19 protein-coding genes and 1 tRNA gene are annotated in these 19,795 nt (G+C 37.5%); 12 read left to right on the forward strand and 8 right to left on the reverse strand.

Translation table 11 applies throughout. The annotated features are described in order from the left end of the window. Window positions 1–78 precede the first annotated feature (78 nt). From rsmG to rpmH, 8 genes are all read right to left on the reverse strand, one after another. Window positions 79–801, reverse strand: a complete 723-nt coding sequence (gene rsmG / locus OCV43_RS12485) for a 16S rRNA (guanine(527)-N(7))-methyltransferase RsmG (protein ID WP_262624243.1) — start codon at window positions 799–801, stop codon at window positions 79–81. A gap of 21 nt (window positions 802–822) precedes the next feature. After that, window positions 823–2,700, reverse strand: coding sequence for a tRNA uridine-5-carboxymethylaminomethyl(34) synthesis enzyme MnmG (gene mnmG / locus OCV43_RS12490; RefSeq protein ID WP_118173657.1), 1,878 nt, complete (start codon window positions 2,698–2,700; stop codon window positions 823–825). Window positions 2,701–2,730: 30 nt separating this feature from the next. Then, window positions 2,731–4,116 (reverse strand): tRNA uridine-5-carboxymethylaminomethyl(34) synthesis GTPase MnmE, encoded by a 1,386-nt coding sequence (gene mnmE / locus OCV43_RS12495; RefSeq protein ID WP_262624245.1) that lies wholly within the window; start codon window positions 4,114–4,116, stop codon window positions 2,731–2,733. A 119-nt stretch (window positions 4,117–4,235) separates the two neighbouring features. After that, complete coding sequence (gene jag, locus OCV43_RS12500) at window positions 4,236–4,859, reverse strand: RNA-binding cell elongation regulator Jag/EloR (protein WP_022242299.1); 624 nt, start codon at window positions 4,857–4,859, stop codon at window positions 4,236–4,238. 15 nt (window positions 4,860–4,874) lie between these two features. Further along, entirely contained in the window at window positions 4,875–6,146 is a 1,272-nt protein-coding gene (locus tag OCV43_RS12505; RefSeq protein ID WP_197420872.1) for a YidC/Oxa1 family membrane protein insertase, read from the reverse strand. 16 nt (window positions 6,147–6,162) lie between these two features. Further along, window positions 6,163–6,378, reverse strand: a complete 216-nt coding sequence (gene yidD / locus OCV43_RS12510; RefSeq protein ID WP_022242297.1) for a membrane protein insertion efficiency factor YidD — start codon at window positions 6,376–6,378, stop codon at window positions 6,163–6,165. 24 nt (window positions 6,379–6,402) lie between these two features. Beyond that, a complete protein-coding gene (gene rnpA / locus OCV43_RS12515; RefSeq protein WP_022242296.1) occupies window positions 6,403–6,726 on the reverse strand; it encodes a ribonuclease P protein component in 324 nt (107 codons plus the stop codon). A 57-nt stretch (window positions 6,727–6,783) separates the two neighbouring features. Then, window positions 6,784–6,927: a 50S ribosomal protein L34 gene (gene rpmH, locus OCV43_RS12520; RefSeq protein WP_022242295.1), complete on the reverse strand. Its 144-nt coding sequence runs from the start codon at window positions 6,925–6,927 to the stop codon at window positions 6,784–6,786. Window positions 6,928–7,405: 478 nt separating this feature from the next. Between rpmH and dnaA the strand changes: the two genes are divergently transcribed. From dnaA to OCV43_RS12580, 12 genes are all read left to right on the forward strand, one after another. Next, window positions 7,406–8,755, forward strand: a complete 1,350-nt coding sequence (gene dnaA, locus OCV43_RS12525; protein ID WP_262624246.1) for a chromosomal replication initiator protein DnaA — start codon at window positions 7,406–7,408, stop codon at window positions 8,753–8,755. A 272-nt stretch (window positions 8,756–9,027) separates the two neighbouring features. After that, window positions 9,028–10,140, forward strand: coding sequence for a DNA polymerase III subunit beta (gene dnaN / locus OCV43_RS12530; RefSeq protein ID WP_262624247.1), 1,113 nt, complete (start codon window positions 9,028–9,030; stop codon window positions 10,138–10,140). A gap of 29 nt (window positions 10,141–10,169) precedes the next feature. Further along, window positions 10,170–10,379 carry an RNA-binding S4 domain-containing protein gene (locus OCV43_RS12535; RefSeq protein WP_022242292.1) on the forward strand — a complete coding sequence of 70 codons (210 nt, stop codon included), beginning with the start codon at window positions 10,170–10,172 and terminating at the stop codon, window positions 10,377–10,379. Further along, window positions 10,376–11,467, forward strand: coding sequence for a DNA replication/repair protein RecF (recF, locus tag OCV43_RS12540; RefSeq protein WP_262624248.1), 1,092 nt, complete (start codon window positions 10,376–10,378; stop codon window positions 11,465–11,467). The genes OCV43_RS12535 and recF overlap by 4 nt, the downstream gene beginning before the upstream one ends. 27 nt (window positions 11,468–11,494) lie before the next feature. After that, window positions 11,495–13,411 (forward strand): DNA topoisomerase (ATP-hydrolyzing) subunit B, encoded by a 1,917-nt coding sequence (gene gyrB / locus OCV43_RS12545; RefSeq protein ID WP_117947860.1) that lies wholly within the window; start codon window positions 11,495–11,497, stop codon window positions 13,409–13,411. Window positions 13,412–13,423: 12 nt separating this feature from the next. Further along, window positions 13,424–16,018 carry a DNA gyrase subunit A gene (gyrA, locus tag OCV43_RS12550; RefSeq protein ID WP_227701574.1) on the forward strand — a complete coding sequence of 865 codons (2,595 nt, stop codon included), beginning with the start codon at window positions 13,424–13,426 and terminating at the stop codon, window positions 16,016–16,018. Between the two features lie 74 nt (window positions 16,019–16,092). Beyond that, window positions 16,093–16,896, forward strand: coding sequence for a putative ABC transporter permease (locus OCV43_RS12555; protein WP_118057781.1), 804 nt, complete (start codon window positions 16,093–16,095; stop codon window positions 16,894–16,896). Window positions 16,897–16,902: 6 nt separating this feature from the next. Beyond that, window positions 16,903–17,403, forward strand: coding sequence for a hypothetical protein (locus OCV43_RS12560; protein ID WP_262624249.1), 501 nt, complete (start codon window positions 16,903–16,905; stop codon window positions 17,401–17,403). Window positions 17,404–17,414: 11 nt separating this feature from the next. Continuing rightward, entirely contained in the window at window positions 17,415–18,260 is an 846-nt protein-coding gene (locus OCV43_RS12565) for a fumarate hydratase (RefSeq protein WP_262624250.1), read from the forward strand. 1 nt (window position 18,261) lies between these two features. Continuing rightward, complete coding sequence (locus tag OCV43_RS12570) at window positions 18,262–18,774, forward strand: GNAT family N-acetyltransferase (protein WP_262624251.1); 513 nt, start codon at window positions 18,262–18,264, stop codon at window positions 18,772–18,774. A gap of 60 nt (window positions 18,775–18,834) precedes the next feature. Continuing rightward, window positions 18,835–19,392, forward strand: a complete 558-nt coding sequence (locus OCV43_RS12575; protein WP_117842284.1) for a Fe-S-containing hydro-lyase — start codon at window positions 18,835–18,837, stop codon at window positions 19,390–19,392. A gap of 126 nt (window positions 19,393–19,518) precedes the next feature. Then, window positions 19,519–19,606, forward strand: a tRNA-Ser gene (locus OCV43_RS12580). Window positions 19,607–19,795 lie beyond the last annotated feature (189 nt).

Genomic DNA, 19,795 nt, shown 5'->3' on the forward strand with positions numbered 1-19,795 from the left:
TACGCAACTAGCGAGAAAAATTATGATAGAAAAGAAGGAACCAAACATGTTTCCAGTAGTTTAATCTAATTTTAATTTTTACTTTAAAGGGTTTTTTGATGGAGTTCCAGCCTTACGTGGATATGCTTTTGGTGTCGCATGAACCTTATTAATTACCACAAAAGAACGTTTAATGTCACTATCCGGCAGTGTAAAGTGAATTACATCCTCTATCTCGCCGCCCAGCACGAAAACTGCCTTCTTTGCATCCTTCAGCTCATCTTCCACCTCTCCAGACTTATAAGAAATAAATTTGCCGCTTGTGTGGATAAATGGTAGGCAATATTCACTTAATGTGGATAAATTAGCAACTGCTCTGGAAACACATAAATCAAAGGATTCCCGATAATCTTTTCTTTTAGAAAGCTCCTCTGCTCTTCCATGAACCGTTTTAATATCCTTCAGATTAAGTGCTTCCATAACTTCATTTAAGAATAATAACCTTTTATTCAAGGAATCCGCCAAAGTAATCTTAAGCTCCGGAAACATAATCTTAAGTGGGATTCCAGGAAAACCGGCTCCGGTTCCCAAATCCAATAAAGTAAGCGGCTTCTTTAAGTCCATCACCTGGCAAAGAGAAATACTGTCTAAAAAATGTTTCTCCACAACATCCTCAAATTCTGTGATTGCAGTAAGATTCATTACTTTATTCTTTTCTACCAGCATTTCATAGAAAGTCAGGAACTGTTGCTCTTTCTCTGCAGTAAGTTCTAAATTCCAATCTGATAGAATATTTCTCATTTTTGTAAAATCATATGCCATAAGATATCCTCATTCTTCTTCCTATTTTTTTACCTGTTCCATATAGACTAACAACATCGTAATATCTGCAGGTGATACACCGGAGATTCTTGAAGCCTGTCCAATGGAAACCGGACGATAAAGCTTTAACTTCTGTCTTGCTTCGATACGAAGGCTGTCTACTGCATCATAATCAAAATCATCCGGAATTTTCTTATTTTCTAATTTTTTAAAATGCTCCACCTGTTTAATCTGACGTTTGATATATCCATCATACTTAATATTAATATTAACCTGTTCCTGTACTTCTTCCGGAAGCTCCGGTCTGCCTTCATCAATTGGAGCCAGTTTTTCATAATCCAGTTCCGGTCTGCGAATCAGTTCGGTAAGACGGGTTCCGGTATTCAAAGGAGTACTTCCATATTTCTCTAATAGCTTCTGCACATTCTCTTTAGCACCGATTGTTACTGACTCTACCCGATTTATTTCATCCTGAATTAATTTTTCTTTTTTTACTACCCAGTCATATCTTTCCTGAGAAATGAGTCCGACCTGATAACCATATTTACTAAGACGAAGGTCTGCATTATCCTGACGCAGTAATAAACGATACTCGGCACGGGATGTCATCATCCGATATGGCTCATGATTCTCCTTAGTAACCAGATCATCAATTAACACTCCGATATAGGACTCGGAACGATGCAATACAAGCTGTTCCTTCTCTTTTACATATAAAGCTGCATTGATTCCAGCAACAATACCCTGGGCTGCAGCTTCTTCATAGCCGGAACTTCCGTTAAACTGGCCGCCGCTGAACAATCCCTTGATATTCTTAAACTCCAGCGTAGGTAACAACTGGTTTGGATTGATACAGTCGTACTCAATAGCATATGCATTTCTTACAATCTTCGCATGCTCCAGTCCCGGAACCGTATGATACATTTCATATTGAACATCCTCTGGCAGGGAACTGCTCATTCCACCGACATACATTTCATTGGTATTTAAGCCTTCCGGCTCCAAAAATACCTGATGTCTTTCCTTATCGGCGAATTTTACCACTTTATCCTCAATGGAGGGGCAATATCTAGGACCCGTTCCTTCAATAACTCCAGCATAGATTGGTGAACGGTCGAGATTTGCACGGATAATCTCATGAGTTTTTGGATTTGTATAGGTAAGCCAGCAAGATGCCTGCTCTATCTGAACACTTTCCGGGTCTGTAGTAAAGGAAAATGGTACTACTCTCTCATCACCGGTCTGCTCGGTCATTTTACTGAAATCAATACTATTCTTATCCATTCTTGCCGGAGTTCCTGTCTTAAAGCGGAACATTTCTACTCCATGGGCTTTTAAAGAATCTGTAAGATGATTAGCAGGCTGTAACCCATTCGGTCCTGTATAATTAATCACATCTCCATAGAGACATCTTGCCCGAAGATAAGTTCCGGTACACAATACAACAGCCTTACTGTGATAAATTGCTCCGGAAAATGTTTTAATGCCGGCAATCTTATTATCTTCTGTGATAATTTCAGATACTTCCGCCTGTCTTATGGTAAGATGTTCAGTAGACTGCAGCGTTTTCCGCATTTCCATACTATAAGATGCCTTATCTGCCTGGGCACGAAGAGAATGCACTGCAGGACCCTTAGATTTATTTAACATCTTCGACTGAATAAATGTTTTATCAATATTAATTCCCATTTGTCCACCCAAAGCATCAATTTCACGAACCAGATGTCCCTTGGAGCTTCCACCAATGTTAGGATTACAAGGCATCATCGCAATACTGTCTACACTTACTGTAAATATAATGGTTTCAAGTCCCATTCTGGCACAGGCAAGTGCTGCTTCACAACCTGCATGGCCTGCTCCAACCACACACACATCATATGTCTCTTCGATTACCGACATTTCGTTATCCTTCTTTCTATCTAAATATAATTATTTACCCATACAGAATTTACTGAAAATCTCATTAACCAGATCATCTTCTACTGCTTCTCCGATAATAGTACCCAGTTCTTCATAAGCATTCATAAGATCAATGGAATAAAAATCTTCCGGCATTCCATTTTCTACACTCTGTTTTACTAACTTTAAGCTCTCTACTGCCTGAATCAATGCGTTTTTATGTCTAATATTAGTAATATATACTTCATCGTTAAATGAAATCGTTCCATGGAAAAACATTTCCGTAATGGTTTCTTCTAATACATCAATTCCAAGATTTTCTTTTGCAGAAATAGCTATCATCTTATGATCTGCACCGGATAATTTTTCTTTGATCTCATCTTCTCCGGTTACCTGGATTAAATCAGATTTGTTCAATAAAATGATGGCTTTCTTCTCCCGGATGGCATCTATAATCTTTTCGTCATTTTCATCCAATGCAGTAGAAGTATCCACTACATAGATAATAAAATCAGCTTTATCCACAAGGGATAGTGCTTTATCCACACCAATCTTCTCTACCACATCCTCAGTACTTCTGATTCCAGCGGTATCCATGATATTAAGCGTAATGCCATTTAAATTAATCTGCTCTTCCAATACATCACGGGTAGTTCCAGCAATATCCGTTACAATTGCCCGCTCTCTTCCTACCAGCGCATTTAATAAAGAAGATTTTCCGGCATTCGGCTTTCCGACGATTACTGTATTAATACCTTCCTTTAAAAGGCTACCATTTTCCGAAGATGCAATCATCTGATTCATCTTCTGCATCAATTTTTCTATTATAATAAGAAGATTCTCTCCATATCCATCAATACTGATATGCTCCGGATCATCTAAAGCAGACTCAATAAATGCAATCTCATGTATGATTTTACCACGAATTTCTTTGATTTTCCCTGTAAGAGCTCCGTTTAACTGCTGCATGGAGCTTTTCAATGCAAAATCATTTTTTGAAGAAATGACATCCATGACAGATTCTGCCTGGCTTAAATCAATACGACCATTCAAAAATGCACGCTTGGTAAACTCTCCCGGTTCTGCCGGTCTTGCTCCATTTTTCAGCACTACTTCTAAAATACGCCGCATCACAAGTGTTCCACCATGGCAGTCAATTTCTACTGTATCTTCTCTGGTATAACTGTTCGGTGCCCGCATCAGAAGAACCATTACTTCATCTATTATTTCATCTTCATCATAAATATGGCCATAATGAATCGTATGACTCTTGCACTTTGATAATAGCTTGTTTCCTTTTTGTGACCGGTATATCTTATCAATTACATCAAAAGCATCTTCTCCACTGATACGGATAATTCCAATTCCTGAATTCGTCATGGCGGAAGCAATTGCTGCAATAGTCTCTGTTTTCATAGAAATCTCCTTAATATAAGAATTCTTATATTATCTGTGTAATATATAAGAGTTATAAAACGGTATAATTATATCATTTTATAACTCTTATGAAATCATTTTCTTATAAAATTTTTAAATTATTTTTTTAGTGTAACAACTACATGACGGAAAGGTTCTTCTCCCTCGCTGTGGGTTTCTACATATCTGTCACCCTGCAATGCAGAATGAATCACTCTTCTTTCAAATGGATTCATTGGCTCTAAAGATACCGGACGTTTTGTTCTCTTAACCTTATATGCAATATTCTTTGCAAGATTTTCCAGAGTATCTTTTCTTCTCTGGCGGTAATCTTCGGTATCAAGCTTAACTTTGATATATCCATCCGAATGTTTATTAACAGCAAGATTTGTAAGATACTGAAGAGAATCTAAAGTCTGTCCTCTCTTGCCAATCAGCAGTCCCATTTCTTTGCCGCTTAATTCTACTTCATAGACCTTATCATCTTCTGCTTTCTTAATGTCAATGGTAACTTCCATATTCATAGCAGAAAATACATTTTCCAAAAACTCACGGATATTATCTACCGTATCATTCTTCTTCCTTGCCTTGATGATTGCAGGTTTACTCTTGATACCAAGAAATCCGGTAGAGCCCTTCTCAATAACTTCTACCTCAATCTTATCACTGGTAGTTCCAAGCTTAATCGAAGCCTCTGTAATTGCATCATCCACTGTTTTTGCTGAAACTTCAATAAATTCCATTGTATATTACCCCCTCTATTTATTGTTTCTTTCATTGAATTCACGTACTCTGTTAGCTTTTGAGGCGAGGCTTCCTGCTTTTGCATTGCTTCTTACCTCTGCTGCATGCTCTAAAGCTTCTTCCTTTTCTTCTTTTGTCATAGTACCTGATTCAATAACATTTGCTTTTGTACTCATCTTTGCTGCATTAGCAATCTGATTTTCAATCAGACCCATTTTCTTTTCACGCTTTGCTTTCGCTTTTTCCTGATTAGCTTTCATAATAGCATCCCAGTCCATCTTATCAAGACGTTTGTTAATACCCCACTGCTGGATACTACGAACCAAAGCACTGGCAATCCAGTAAATACCAAGACCAACCGGTACAGTGAAACACATTACAAATGAAAATAACGGCATCATAAGATTCATGGTTTTCATCTGCTGTGCCATTGCATCATTTTCACCGGTAGAAGCGGTAGGCATTAATTTAATATTTAATCTCTGTGTCAGAAAAGAAATAACCGGAATCAGTAATGCACCGATTGCAAGTAAATAAGCTCCTGACTTAAAGCCTGTTGTCATAATATTCCATGGGCTGTTTGAAATGTTAAGACCAAGGAAATAGTTTAACTTCTCTAAGGATTTCTCAGTTGCATCCAGATTAGTAAGATTACCAAATACGTTTTTTAACTCACTCCATCCGGAAGTATTCATCTTATATAAAACATCAACAATATAATTATGAAGAACATTTGTATCCGTTGCAGTAAAATCAACAGATAATCCTGCAATTTTAATTTTATCAACAAAGCTTGTCATCTTATCTGCAAAGCCGTCGATAGACATAATCTCTGTAACAAGAACAGAAAACTTCTCTTTTACAGCCGGTACATATGCCGGTACATTTAAGAATACACGATATAAAGCAAACAGAATCGGCATCTGGATTAACATCTGGATACAGCTTCCGGTCGGTGAAACACCATATTTCTGGTAAACCATCTGTGTCTCTTCCTGCATCTTCTGCATGGATACCTGGTCTCTCTTGTTTTTATATTTTTTCTGGATAGCTTGAAGTTCTGGATTCATTTTCTGTGAAAGCTTTGAAAACTTCTGCTGTTTATAGGTTAATGGAAAAAGACATGCATAAATAATCAAAGTTAAGATAATGATGCAAAGTCCGATATTTTCTATTCCAAACAAACTGTTCAGCACATAATAGATTCCATTCATAATCCATCCTAAGACCTTCGCAATCGGTCCGAGAATCTTACCATTGTACTGAGTTAAAATGATTTCTGACACTTAACGTACCTCCTAATCATGGAACCGGGTCATATCCGCCTTTTGAAAAAGGATTACATCTTAATATCCTCCAGAGAGCCAGTGCTCCCCCCTTTACTGCACCATACTTTTCCACGGCAATCAGACCATAAGTAGAACAGGTCGGGCAATAAGGGCACTTTGTTGTTTTCATTGGTGAAAGATATTTTCTATAAAATTTAATGATTGCAATTAAAATTTTTTTCAAAATCATTCCATCTTCTTTTCGATATTATCTTTAAATAATTCCATGAAGATTCGAAAGATGCAGCAATGAACTCTTTAACTTGTGATAACCTTCATTTTTTGCTGACACCCTTACGATGACTACAATGTCCCAACCACTATGAAACATCTCTTCGTGCAGTCTGTAACTTTCTCTTAATAATCTCGTCAGATGATGTCTTACTACACTATTTCCTACTTTTTTACTGACGGAGATTCCAATTCGATTCGATTCCAAACCATTTTCCAGAACATACATCACCAGATACTTGTCCGCATAAGACTTACCATTGCGATATACATTCTGGAAATCTTTGTTTTTCTTCAATGAGTCCATTTTTCAATCCTTAAAAAAGTCTTGTAATAAGAAGAAAAAGACCACAAAAGTTGTGGCCTATGCTGATAATTTCTTTCTTCCTTTTAATCTTCTTGCAGCCAATACTTTTCTTCCGCCTGCTGTACTCATTCTTTTACGAAAACCATGAACTTTATTTCTCTGTCTGTTTTTTGGCTGAAATGTCATCTTACCTTTATGCATAATAATCCACCTCCTCTATGCTAGAAAACATCAGTACAATTATAACAAAAAAACCTGTCAAGTCAAGTAAAACCTGCATTTTTCGGTAATTAATTTTTATACTACTATATATATAAGGAAGAAACTATTTTTAATCTATATCTAGTATCCATTTTCTTCCTTCCATACCATAAAATTTATATATCAAAATTTTATGCACAGGTTATCCACAATTGTTTATAACCTGTGCATAACCTGTAGATAATTTAATGATAACTTGTTGTTAAAATGACCCTGCCTTAATTTTGAATAGCTTTTTCCGCTAAAATAAAGGCTTTTTTATCCACTTTATTCACATTAGGCTTATCACCTATACCTTTAAAAGTTCTCATTGATAATTTGCCTCATTTAGTTTATTATTAAAAGAGTAGGATTCTATATAATGCTATAAATATGAGAAGCTTTAAAAAGCTTAAATAATAGAAACATGGAGATTTTTATGGAACAGATCATTGAAAAATGGGAAGAAATTTTAAGAACTGTCAAGGAAGAGCATGAACTTACTGACATTTCTTTTAAAACCTGGTTAGAACCACTTAAGGTATTTGATGTCAAAGACAATACTTTATACATACTGGTACCGGACGAGCAGATGGGGCTTAACTACATTACCAAGAAATACACTCTTCCTATTAAAGTAGCAGTCGCTGAAATTATTGGAAAGGATTACGAAATCGAATTTGTACTGCCGGAGCAGGCAAAATCCATGCGTACACCGAAACCGATGGCTTTCGTAAATACAGAAAGTATTGACAAATCCAGTTTGAATCCAAACTATACCTTCGATACTTTTGTTGTTGGAAATAATAACAAACTGGCTCATGCAGCTTCACTGGCTGTTGCAGAATCTCCGGGAGAAGTCTATAACCCACTCTTTTTATATGGAGGCGTAGGACTTGGTAAAACGCATTTGATGCATTCCATCGCACATTTTATCCAGTCCAATAATCCAGATGTGAAGATTTTATACGTTTCTTCGGAAACTTTTACCAATGAACTGATTGAAGCCATCCGAAATGGCAATAATACAGCTATGACAAAATTCCGTGAGAAATATCGTAATATCGATGTACTTTTAATCGACGATATCCAGTTTATTATAGGAAAAGAAAGTACACAGGAAGAATTTTTCCATACCTTTAATGAGCTTTATCTTGCTAAGAAGCAGATTGTTATTTCTTCTGATAAGCCGCCAAAGGATATGGAAACATTAGAAGAACGTATCCGCTCCCGTTTTGAATGCGGTCTGACTGCTGACATCGGTTCTCCGGATTATGAAACCAGAATGGCAATTCTGCGAAGAAAAGAAGAAATGGATAATTTCCATTTAGATGATGAAATTTTAAAATACATTGCTACTAATATTAAGTCTAATATCAGGGAACTGGAAGGTGCTTTAAATAAACTGCTTGCCTACTCCAATCTCGAAAAGACTGAGATTACCATGGAAGTAGCCATGAAAGAGCTTCAGAATATTATTTCTCCGGACAAGCCGAGGGAGATTACTCCACAGCTTATTATTGATGTGGTATGCGAACATTTCCATATTACAAAAGAGCAGATGATTTCTAAAAGCCGCAGCAACGATATTGCAAAGCCGAGACAGATTGCCATGTATCTTTGCAAAAATATGACTGGGGTTTCCTTAGAAAATATTGGAGAACTCTTAGGAGGAAGAGATCATTCTACCGTAATTCATGGTATTAATAAGGTAGAAGCTGAATTACAGACGAATGAAGCAACCGTAAATCTATTAAATACCATTAAGAAAAAAATTAACCCAAATTAATTTATGCACAGGGTTCTGTTTATAATTTGTGAACTAGCTGTGGAATGGCTTTGGATAACTAATTATGTTAACTTTACATAAAAATTTATTCACTTTTTATTAAGACACAATCCGCAGTCATTTAAACAGGTTATACAGTAACAAAATTTTTTTAAATGCTTATGAATTAAGGGTTGCAGAGGTTATTCACTTATTAACATCCCCTAAGAATAAGACGTTTAATTTCTTTTTAAATATTATATTTATATATGTCGAAAGGAGTTATGAACAACATGAAAATCATCTGTTCAAAATCAAATTTACTTTATGGTGTAAACATTGTTTCCAAAGCCGTACCAACCAGAACTACTATGGCTATCTTAGAATGTATCTTAATAGATGCTTCTGCCGGCGAGATTAAATTAACTGCCAATGATATGGAACTTGGAATCGAAACAAAAATAGAAGGAGAGATTGAAGAAAGAGGAATTATCGCATTGGATGCAAAAGTTTTTTCTGATATCGTAAGAAAGCTTCCTGACAATGAAGTTGTAATCGAAACAGACTCTTCCTTTAAGACAACCATTACCTGTGAAAAAGCAAAATTCAATATCATTGGAAAATCCGGTGAAGATTTTTCTTATATTCCATATATTGAAAGAAATGAAGAAATCAGCATTTCACAGTTTACTTTAAAAGAAGTAATCCGCCAGACAATCTTTTCTATTGCAGATAATGACAATAATAAGCTGATGACAGGAGAATTATTTGAAATTAATGAGAACAGTTTAAAAGTTGTATCACTGGATGGCCACCGTATTTCAATCCGTAATATAGAACTGAAAAATAATTATGAGCATAAGAAAGTGGTTGTTCCTGGAAAGACTTTACAGGAAATCAGCAAGATTCTCCCGGGAAATGCTGACGAAGATGTCAGCATGTATTTATCAGACAACCATATTGTATTTGAATTTGGCAATACCACCGTTGTTTCCCGTCTGATTGAAGGCGAGTATTTTAAGATTGAACAGATGCTTTCTTCTGATTATGAGACAAAGGTTAAGATTAACAAACGTGAATTATTAGACTGTATCGACCGTGCTACCCTTTTAGTAAAAGAGGGAGATAAAAAGCCGATTATCATGAATATAACAGATGATAAGATGGAATTAAAAATCAATTCTTTCATTGGTTCCATGAATGAAGAAATTGATATTACCAAAGATGGAAAAGATATTTTAATTGGATTCAATCCGAAATTCTTTATCGATGCCCTTCGTGTCATTGATGAAGAAGAAGTAACTCTTTATATGGTAAATCCAAAGGCACCATGTTTTATCCGGGATGAAAATGAGACCTTTATCTATCTGATTCTTCCGGTAAACTTTAATGCAACTGCAAACTAGGATTTGCAGAGGCAGGAAGAGAGGCAATCATGCAGGAAATTAAGCTGCGGGATGAATATATTAAGCTGGGACAGGCGTTAAAAGCCGCCGGAGTCGTAGACTCCGGAGTCACTGCCAAGCTTGTAATATTAGATGAAAAAGTTAAGGTAAATGGCGAAGTTGAAGTACAGCGTGGCAAGAAATTATATGATGGAGATGTAGTGGAAGCTTTGGGCGAAACCATAAAGATTGTAAAATGATAATAAAGTCCATTGAACTTAAGAATTTCCGTAATTATGAAGAGTTAAATCTGAATCTTGACGGTGGAACCAATATTTTATATGGGGACAATGCCCAGGGAAAGACCAATATATTAGAATCCATTTATGTCAGCGGAACAACGAAATCCCATAAGGGAAGCCGCGATAAAGAAATGATTCGTTTTGGTGAAAATGAGGCACATATCCGTACTATGGTAGAAAAAAATCAGATGAGTTATCAGATTGATATGCATCTGAAGAAGAACCGTTCCAAGGGAATTGCCATTAATGGTGTGCCAATCCGCAAGGCAAGTGAGCTTTTCGGTGTGCTGAATATGGTATTTTTCTCACCGGAGGATTTAAATATTATCAAAAATGGTCCTTCCGAGCGCAGAAGATTTTTAGATTCGGAAATCTGCCAGCTGGATAAAATTTATCTTTCTGATTTAACCAAGTATAATAAAGTTTTAAATCAGCGCAATAAGCTGTTAAAAGATATGGTATTTCATCCGGATTTGGAAAGTACGTTATCCGTGTGGGATATGCAGCTCATTTCTTACGGCAGGCGGATTATCAGCCGGCGCCGGAGATTTGTAGAAGAATTAAATGAAATTGTCCGGGGCATCCATGAAAGCATTTCCGGTGGCAGGGAGCAGCTGACGCTGACGTATGAGCCGGATATCGAAGAAGCTTTTTTTGAAGATGAATTAAACCGGGCGAAGGAAAAGGACAGAAAATACTGCAGTACCTCCGTGGGACCCCACAGAGATGATATTTCCTTTTTTATCGGAGATATCGATATCCGTAAATTCGGTTCCCAGGGACAGCAGAGAACTTCTGCTTTATCACTGAAATTATCAGAGATAGAGCTGGTGAAAAGATGTATCCATGATACACCGGTACTTCTTTTAGATGATGTGCTTTCCGAACTGGACAGTAACAGGCAGAATTATCTGCTTAACAGTATACATGATATTCAGACGGTCATTACCTGTACCGGTCTGGATGAATTTGTAAGAAACCGCTTCCAGATTGATAAAATATTTGAAGTCATAAGCGGAACAGTAAGTGAAAAAAATGAAATGTAAAATAATCCGTGAATAGGAGGAATACAGATGAGTACGGAATACGGAGCAGACCAAATTCAGATTTTGGAAGGTTTGGAAGCAGTAAGAAAGAGACCTGGAATGTATATTGGAAGTACCTCTGTGAGAGGACTTCACCATCTGGTATATGAAATTGTGGATAACTCTGTCGACGAAGCACTGGCAGGTTATTGTACCCATATTATCGTTACGATTAATAAAGACAATTCCATTACCGTAGAAGATGATGGACGTGGAATTCCGGTAGGAATTAACCACAAAGCAGGTATTCCTGCGGTAGAAGTAGTATTTACTGTATTGCATGCCGGCGGAAAATTCGGCGGTGGAGGATATAAGGTATCCGGTGGATTACATGGTGTAGGAGCATCCGTTGTAAATGCACTTTCTAACTGGCTGGAAGTACAGATTTTCCACGATGGAAAGATTTATAAACAACGTTATGAACGTGGACATACTATGTATCCACTGAAGGAAGTCGGAAAATGTGATATAAATAAAACCGGTACTACTGTAACCTTTTCTCCGGACGGAAGCATTTTCGAAGAAACCGTATATGATTTTGATACATTAAAGCAGCGTTTAAGAGAGACTGCATTCCTGACAAAGAATCTTAGGATTACACTTCGTGATGACAGGGAAGAGCCTGTAAAAGAACGGGTATTCCATTATGAAGGCGGTATTAAGGAATTTGTAACTTACTTAAATAAGAGCAAGGAAGCATTGTATCCGGAGGTTATTTATTGTGAAGGTGAGAAAAACGGGGTTCTTGTTGAAGTTGCTATGCAGCATAACGATGCATATAACGAAGCTACGTACAGCTTTGTCAATAACATCATCACGCCGGAGGGTGGAACACATCTGGCAGGTTTCCGTAATGCGCTTACCAAAACTTTTAATGAATATGCGCGGGCGAATAAGATTTTAAAGGATTCTGAGCCGGCACTTTCCGGTGATGATATCCGTGAAGGTTTAACTGCTATTGTAAGTATTAAGATTGAAGAGCCTCAGTTTGAGGGACAGACCAAGCAGAAGCTTGGTAACAGTGAAGCAAGAGGAGCCGTAGACAGCGTAGTAAGTGAGCAGCTTACATACTTTTTAGAGCAGAATCCTCAGGTTGCAAAGACCATTTGTGAAAAATCACTTCTGGCACAGCGTGCAAGAGAGGCAGCAAGAAAAGCAAGAGATTTAACCAGAAGAAAGACTGCATTAGAAGGAACTTCACTTCCTGGAAAATTAGCAGACTGTTCTGATAAAGATCCGAAAAACTGCGAAATTTTCATCGTCGAGGGAGATTCCGCCGGCGGTTCCGCAAAGACTGCAAGAAGCCGTGCAACCCAGGCAATTCTTCCACTTCGTGGAAAGATTTTGAATGTAGAGAAAGCAAGACTTGATAAAATTTACGGAAATGCTGAGATTAAAGCCATGATTACTGCATTTGGTACCGGTATTCATGAAGATTTTGATATCAGTAAATTAAGATATCATAAGATTATTATTATGACCGATGCCGATGTGGATGGTGCCCATATCAGTACCCTGATGCTTACTTTCATTTATCGTTTCATGCCGGAATTAATCAAGCAGGGCTATGTATATCTGGCACAGCCGCCACTTTATAAGATTGAGAAAAATAAAAATGTCTGGTATGCCTACAGCGATGAACAGCTCAACAATATCTTAAAAGAGATTGGACGAGACGGTAATAATAAGATTCAGCGATACAAAGGATTAGGAGAAATGGATGCCGAGCAGCTTTGGGAGACAACCATGGATCCTGAGAAGAGAATCTTACGTCGTGTTGTAATGGATGAAGAAGAAGCATCTGAAATTGATGTAACATTCAACACCTTAATGGGTGATAAAGTAGAACCAAGACGTGATTTTATTGAAGCAAATGCGAAGTATGTCCAGAACCTGGATATCTAGGAGGAAGAATAGATGGATGACAAGATATTTGACCAGATACATGACGTAGACTTAAAGAAAACGATGGAAACATCCTATATAGACTATGCCATGAGTGTAATTGCAGCCCGGGCTTTGCCGGATGTAAGGGATGGTCTGAAACCGGTACAGAGACGTGTATTGTTTTCCATGATAGAGTTGAACAACGGTCCGGATAAGCCACATAGAAAATGTGCCCGTATTGTCGGAGATACCATGGGTAAATATCACCCACACGGAGACAGCTCAATCTATGGAGCATTGGTAAATATGGCACAGGACTGGTCTACCAGATATCCATTGGTAGATGGTCATGGTAACTTCGGTTCCGTAGACGGTGACGGAGCTGCAGCAATGCGATATACTGAAGCAAGACTTTCTAAGATTTCCATGGAAATGCTTGCTGATATTAATAAAGATACCGTTGATTTTATGCCAAACTTTGATGAGACCGAGAAAGAGCCTGTTGTACTGCCATCAAGATTTCCAAATCTTTTAGTAAATGGTACAACTGGTATTGCGGTAGGTATGGCAACCAATATTCCGCCACATAACTTAAGAGAAGTTATCAATGCAGTAGTAAAAATCATTGATAATGAAGTAGAGCAGAATCGTGGAACTGATATTGAAGAGTTATTAGATATTGTAAAAGGACCTGATTTTCCAACCGGTGGAATGATTCTTGGTACAACCGGAATCAACGAAGCATACCGTACCGGCCGTGGAAAGATTCGTGTCCGTGCAGTTACCAATATTGAGCCGATGAACAATGGAAAGAACCGTATTATTGTGACGGAGCTTCCATATATGGTAAATAAAGCCAGACTCATCGAAAAGATTGCAGAGCTGGTAAGAGATAAGAAAATTGACGGAATCACAGATTTACGTGATGAATCAGACCGTCAGGGTATGAGAATCTGTATTGAGCTGCGTCGTGATGTAAATCCAAACGTAGTATTAAATCTGTTATATAAACATACCCAGTTACAGGACACCTTTGGTGTTATTATGCTGGCACTGGTAAATAATCAGCCGAAAGTCTTAAATCTTCTTGATATGTTAAACTACTATCTGATGCATCAGAAGGAAGTTGTAACAAGAAGAACGAAATATGATTTAAACAAGGCAGAAGAAAGAGCTCATCTGTTAGAGGGTTTACTGATTGCCTTAGACCATATTGATGAAGTAATTTCCATTATCCGTGGAAGTAAGACAACACCGGAAGCAAAAGAAAAATTAATGAACCGCTTCGGACTCAGCGATGCACAGGCACAGGCTATTGTAGATATGCGTCTGCGTGCACTGACAGGTCTGGAACGCGAGAAAATTGAAAATGAATATAAGGAATTAGTAGCAAGAATCGCAGAATTAAAGGCAATCCTTGCAGATGAGAAGAAGCTTCTTGGTGTTATAAGAGAAGAAATTCTTCTGATTGCAGATAAGTATGGAGACGAAAGAAGAACATCTATTGGATTTGACGAATATGACATTTCCATGGAAGATCTGATTCCGGTAACCAATACGGTAATCACCATGACAAAATTAGGATATATCAAGCGCATGAGCGTAGATAATTTCCGCAGCCAGCATCGTGGTGGTAAAGGAATTAAGGGAATGGAGACCATTGAGAACGATTATATCGAAGAACTTCTCATGACAACTTCACATCATTATCTGATGTTCTTTACAAACAGCGGAAAAGTATATCGTATGAAAGCATACGAAATTCCGGAGGCAGGAAGAACAGCCAGAGGAACCGCAATTATCAATCTGCTTCAGCTTCAGCCGGGTGAGAAAATTACCGCAGTTATTCCGATTAAGGAATACAAAGAAGGTGAATACCTCTTTATGGCAACCAAGAATGGTATTGTGAAGAAGACACCAATCTGCGAATATGCAAATGTCCGTAAGACAGGTCTTGCAGCAATTAACCTTCGTGATGATGATGAACTGATTGAAGTAAAGAAGACAGATAACAATAAAGATATCATCTTAGTAACCAAATATGGCCAGTGTATCCGTTTCCATGAAACAGATGTAAGAAGCACCGGTCGTGTATCCATGGGTGTTATCGGTATGAATTTAGCAGACAGCGACAAAGTCGTAGGAATGCAGTTAAATACCCAGGGTGATGCACTGATGATTGTATCTGAAAAAGGTCTTGGAAAATGTACCCTGATGTCTGAATTCTCACCACAGAACCGTGGCGGTAAAGGCGTGAAGTGCTACAAGATTACCGAGAAGACCGGTAATATCATCGGTGTCAAAGCCGTAAATCAGGATAACGAAATAATGCTGATTACCACAGAAGGAATCATTATTCGGATTCCGGTAAATGGAACAGCACTTTTGGGCAGAGTAACATCCGGAGTAAAACTGATTAATGTAAATGACGGAGTAACTGTAGCCAGCATGGCTAAGGTAAAAGAAGATAAATCAATTATGGAAAATGATATTCCGGAGCCGAAACAGCCAGAGGGTGTTATTGTAGAAGAAGATGAAGATGCATCAGCATCGGAGGAAGAGCTGATATCCAAGGAGCTTGGTGAATTAATTAACCGCGCAGAGCAGGATAGCGAAGAAGAATAAAAAACTTTATAAAAAAGAGGGCGGAATCACTGTATCATGATTTCGCCCTTTCAAAAAATAATGGGGGATTAAAGATGCCACAGACATTTTATGAAGTACTATGGATTTTTATTATTTATGCATTTATCGGATGGTGCAGCGAAGTATCATATGCAGCATTGGATAGGGGAATCTTTGTAAACAGGGGATTTTTGAACGGACCGTACTGTCCAATTTACGGATGTGGAGTATTAATCGTGGTTGTGTTACTGACACCATTAAAGAAAAATTTACTGATATTATATTTAGGTTCCTTCCTATTAACATCAGTTCTGGAATTTATAACAGGATTCGTAATGGAAAAAGTATTTCATAATAAATGGTGGGATTACTCGGATAAACCCTTTAATATAATGGGATATGTATGTCTGAAATTTTCAATTTTCTGGGGATTGGCATGTACCTTTATTATGCTGATTATTCATCCGATTATTTACGGATTCATTCATCTGATACCGCATATTGTGGGGGTGGTATTACTTATAATTATAATGACCGGATTTGCCATTGACGTAGTAGTAACGGTATCTACTATTGTGAAGTTCAACCGCAGGTTAAAGGTAATGGATGATATTGCAGCAAAAATTAAAGTATTGTCCAACCAGATTGGTGAAAATATTTATGAAAATGTAGAAGAAGCACTGGAAAAATCTGCAGAATTTAAAGAAGGGCATGCAGAAAAGATAGAAAAACTCGAAAATCTGCGTCATAAATATGATGAACTTTTATCCAAAAAGAATGCAGTATCCAGCCGTCTGATGAAAGCATTCCCGGATATGAAATCAAAACATCATAACGAGATTTTGCAGAAATTAAAGAAAATCAATATAAGAAAGTAGGAAAATATGAAACCGAAAATAAAAACAGGGATAAGCGCAATCATGATAATAGGATGGATATTTGCAGGGCTGGGTTCTGCCTTTTTAATAATGGGAATCCTTTTTCTGACACAGTCCGGTAAAGAGGAAGCCTTTAAAATGTTAGGACTCATCTTTGGCGGAACCGGACTTTTCTTTTTCCTGATTGGTGTCATTTTTTTGATATTGCATTACAATAATAAAAGCAGCTTAAAGAAAATTGTAGATAACGGCTATTACATTATGGCAGAAATTTCAAATATAGATATGAATTATAATGTAAACGTAAATGGCAGATGCCCTTATGTGATATATGCCAGATATCAGGATATGAATGGCTGCATCCATACATTTCACAGCCGCAACATTTTCTTTTATCCGGCGGGAATGATGAAAAATAATATGGTAAAAATTTATACAAGACCGGATAATTTTAAAAAATACTATATGGATATCGATGAGATTTTACCGGAAGTACAGATGCATTAAAGGAGACAGAAATGATAAGAACAGTAAAAACAAGTGAAATAACAGAAAATATCAAAGAAATGTGCATTGAAGCAAATTATTATTTATCCAGGGATATGGATGCAGCAATGAAAAATGCGGCTGCAACGGAAGAATCTGAACTAGGACAGAAAATATTAAATCAGTTACAGGATAATCTTGAAATTGCAGATAAAGAGCAGATTCCGATTTGTCAGGATACCGGAATGGCAGTGGTATTTATTGAAGTTGGACAGGATGTTCATTTCGAAGGTGATGCTATAGAAGATGCCATTAATGAAGGAGTGCGTCAGGGATATGTGGAAGGATATCTTCGGAAATCCGTCGTAAAAGACCCACTGATTCGTGAAAATACCAAAGATAATACTCCGGCAGTTATACATTATTCCATTGTGCCAGGCGATAAAGTGAAAATGACTGTTGCACCAAAAGGATTCGGCAGTGAAAATATGAGTCGCATTTTCATGTTGAAGCCTGCAGAAGGAATCGAAGGTGTTAAAAATGCCATCATGACTGCAGTAGCTGATGCAGGTCCAAATGCCTGCCCGCCAATGGTAGTAGGCGTTGGAATCGGAGGCACCTTTGAAAAATGTGCGATTCTTGCAAAAAAAGCATTAACCAGAAGTGTAGATTCCTATTCTGAAATACCTTATGTAAAAAATCTGGAAATAGAAATGTTAGATAAAATCAACCAGTTAGGCATCGGACCGGGCGGATTAGGCGGAACAACTACAGCCTTAAAGGTAAACATCAATACATACCCGACACATATAGCAGGACTTCCGGTGGCAGTGAACATCTGCTGTCATGTAAACAGACATGTGGTAAGGGAGATTTAGAATGAACGCAATTGTAATAGAAGGAAAAGAATATCATTTTAAAATGGCACATCCGGAAAATACAGAAGAAATACTGTCTTTATACCAGAGTGCCATGGGAACAGAAGGCTGCACCTGGGATGAAACATATCCAAGCCGGGAGACCATTGCAAAAGATTTTGCAAATCAGGCATTATTTATAATAGAAGATAATGCCCATAAAATAGCCGGAGCAATTTCAATTGATGAAGATACGGAAGTAAATGCATTAACCTGCTGGTCGAAGCAGTTAGAGCCATCCGCGGAGCTGGCTCGTCTTGTCATAAGAGAGGCAGAACAGAATCATGGACTGGCACGCATTATGATTCAAAAGACCATGGAAGAATTAAAAAAAAGTGGCATGAAAGGTGTGCATTTTCTGGTAAGTAAGACAAATGAACGGGCAATGCGTTCCTATCAGAAATTGAATTTTACAAAATGTGGTGAATCGGATCTTTATGGAGAAGACTGGTGGTGCTACGAAAAGGCATTATAATAGATTTATTATAAAAGCTGGTAAATATCATTATTTATTATAGAAAGAACAGGTGATAGAATGGATAAATATATTACAACACCGATAACAGAAGAAAAGACAGCAGAGCTTCATGCAGGAGATTATGTATATATAACAGGAACGATTTATGTGGCAAGAGATGCAGCCCACAAGAGAATGATGGAAGTCTTAGAAAGAGGAGAAGAACTTCCGATAGACATTTTAGATTCCACAATCTATTATATGGGACCATCACCGGCAAGAGAGGGAAGACCAATCGGTTCCGCAGGTCCGACCACTGCAACCCGTATGGATAAGTATGCACCAACCCTATTGGATTTGGGTGAAAAGGCAATGATTGGAAAAGGAAAACGTTCCAAAGAAGTCATAGATGCCATCATCCGTAATAAAGCAGTATACTTTGCAGCAATCGGCGGGGCAGGCGCACTTCTTTCTAAATGTATTACCAAATCAGAAATTGTCTGTTATGAAGATTTGGGAGCGGAAGCCATCCGCAAGCTGGAAGTAAAAGACTTCCCGGTAATAGTTGTGATAGACAGAGATGGCAACAACCTCTATGAAACAGCAATAGAAAAATATAAGAAAATCCAGCTTTAAAATGCTTTAAAAAAATAAGTGAAAAATAATTTGAATTTGTGATTGACAAAGTGAAATAGTTTTAGTATTATTATCTATGCGTCATGTACGCAGACAACATCATATTTATTTGGAAAGTTCAGATATGGAGAAATACTCAAGAGGCTGAAGAGGCGCCCCTGCTAAGGGTGTAGGTCGGGCAACCGGCGCGAGGGTTCAAATCCCTCTTTCTCCGCTTTTTCCAAAAATAAAGAAATTATTTTTTTTGAAAAAAGTTGTTGACAGATAAGAAATAAGATGTTACACTAAATGAGTTGTGTCTGAGAGATACAATAAAGAACCTTGATAACTGAACAGTGAAATAACCTTGAAAGATTTTGAGAAAAACGTAATCAAAAGATTACAAAATCATTCAGGACAGCAT

It is taken from the genome of Roseburia amylophila (assembly GCF_025567465.1).
Classification (GTDB): Bacteria; Bacillota; Clostridia; order Lachnospirales; family Lachnospiraceae; genus Roseburia_C; species Roseburia_C amylophila.

What these genes read in the sequence shown, in the direction of transcription:
- jag (WP_022242299.1), bottom strand. Translation starts at nt 4,859, where the DNA reads ATGGAATTTATTGAAGTTTCAGCAAAAACAGTGGATGATGCAATTACA.
- dnaN (WP_262624247.1), top strand. Translation starts at nt 9,028, where the DNA reads ATGAAAATCATCTGTTCAAAATCAAATTTACTTTATGGTGTAAACATT.
- gyrB (WP_117947860.1), top strand. Translation starts at nt 11,495, where the DNA reads ATGAGTACGGAATACGGAGCAGACCAAATTCAGATTTTGGAAGGTTTG.
- rpmH (WP_022242295.1), bottom strand. Translation starts at nt 6,927, where the DNA reads ATGCATAAAGGTAAGATGACATTTCAGCCAAAAAACAGACAGAGAAAT.
- mnmE (WP_262624245.1), bottom strand. Translation starts at nt 4,116, where the DNA reads ATGAAAACAGAGACTATTGCAGCAATTGCTTCCGCCATGACGAATTCA.
- rnpA (WP_022242296.1), bottom strand. Translation starts at nt 6,726, where the DNA reads ATGGACTCATTGAAGAAAAACAAAGATTTCCAGAATGTATATCGCAAT.
- dnaA (WP_262624246.1), top strand. Translation starts at nt 7,406, where the DNA reads ATGGAACAGATCATTGAAAAATGGGAAGAAATTTTAAGAACTGTCAAG.
- mnmG (WP_118173657.1), bottom strand. Translation starts at nt 2,700, where the DNA reads ATGTCGGTAATCGAAGAGACATATGATGTGTGTGTGGTTGGAGCAGGC.
- OCV43_RS12560 (WP_262624249.1), top strand. Translation starts at nt 16,903, where the DNA reads ATGAAACCGAAAATAAAAACAGGGATAAGCGCAATCATGATAATAGGA.
- OCV43_RS12565 (WP_262624250.1), top strand. Translation starts at nt 17,415, where the DNA reads ATGATAAGAACAGTAAAAACAAGTGAAATAACAGAAAATATCAAAGAA.
- recF (WP_262624248.1), top strand. Translation starts at nt 10,376, where the DNA reads ATGATAATAAAGTCCATTGAACTTAAGAATTTCCGTAATTATGAAGAG.
- rsmG (WP_262624243.1), bottom strand. Translation starts at nt 801, where the DNA reads ATGGCATATGATTTTACAAAAATGAGAAATATTCTATCAGATTGGAAT.
- OCV43_RS12555 (WP_118057781.1), top strand. Translation starts at nt 16,093, where the DNA reads ATGCCACAGACATTTTATGAAGTACTATGGATTTTTATTATTTATGCA.
- OCV43_RS12575 (WP_117842284.1), top strand. Translation starts at nt 18,835, where the DNA reads ATGGATAAATATATTACAACACCGATAACAGAAGAAAAGACAGCAGAG.
- OCV43_RS12570 (WP_262624251.1), top strand. Translation starts at nt 18,262, where the DNA reads ATGAACGCAATTGTAATAGAAGGAAAAGAATATCATTTTAAAATGGCA.
- gyrA (WP_227701574.1), top strand. Translation starts at nt 13,424, where the DNA reads ATGGATGACAAGATATTTGACCAGATACATGACGTAGACTTAAAGAAA.
- yidD (WP_022242297.1), bottom strand. Translation starts at nt 6,378, where the DNA reads ATGATTTTGAAAAAAATTTTAATTGCAATCATTAAATTTTATAGAAAA.
- OCV43_RS12535 (WP_022242292.1), top strand. Translation starts at nt 10,170, where the DNA reads ATGCAGGAAATTAAGCTGCGGGATGAATATATTAAGCTGGGACAGGCG.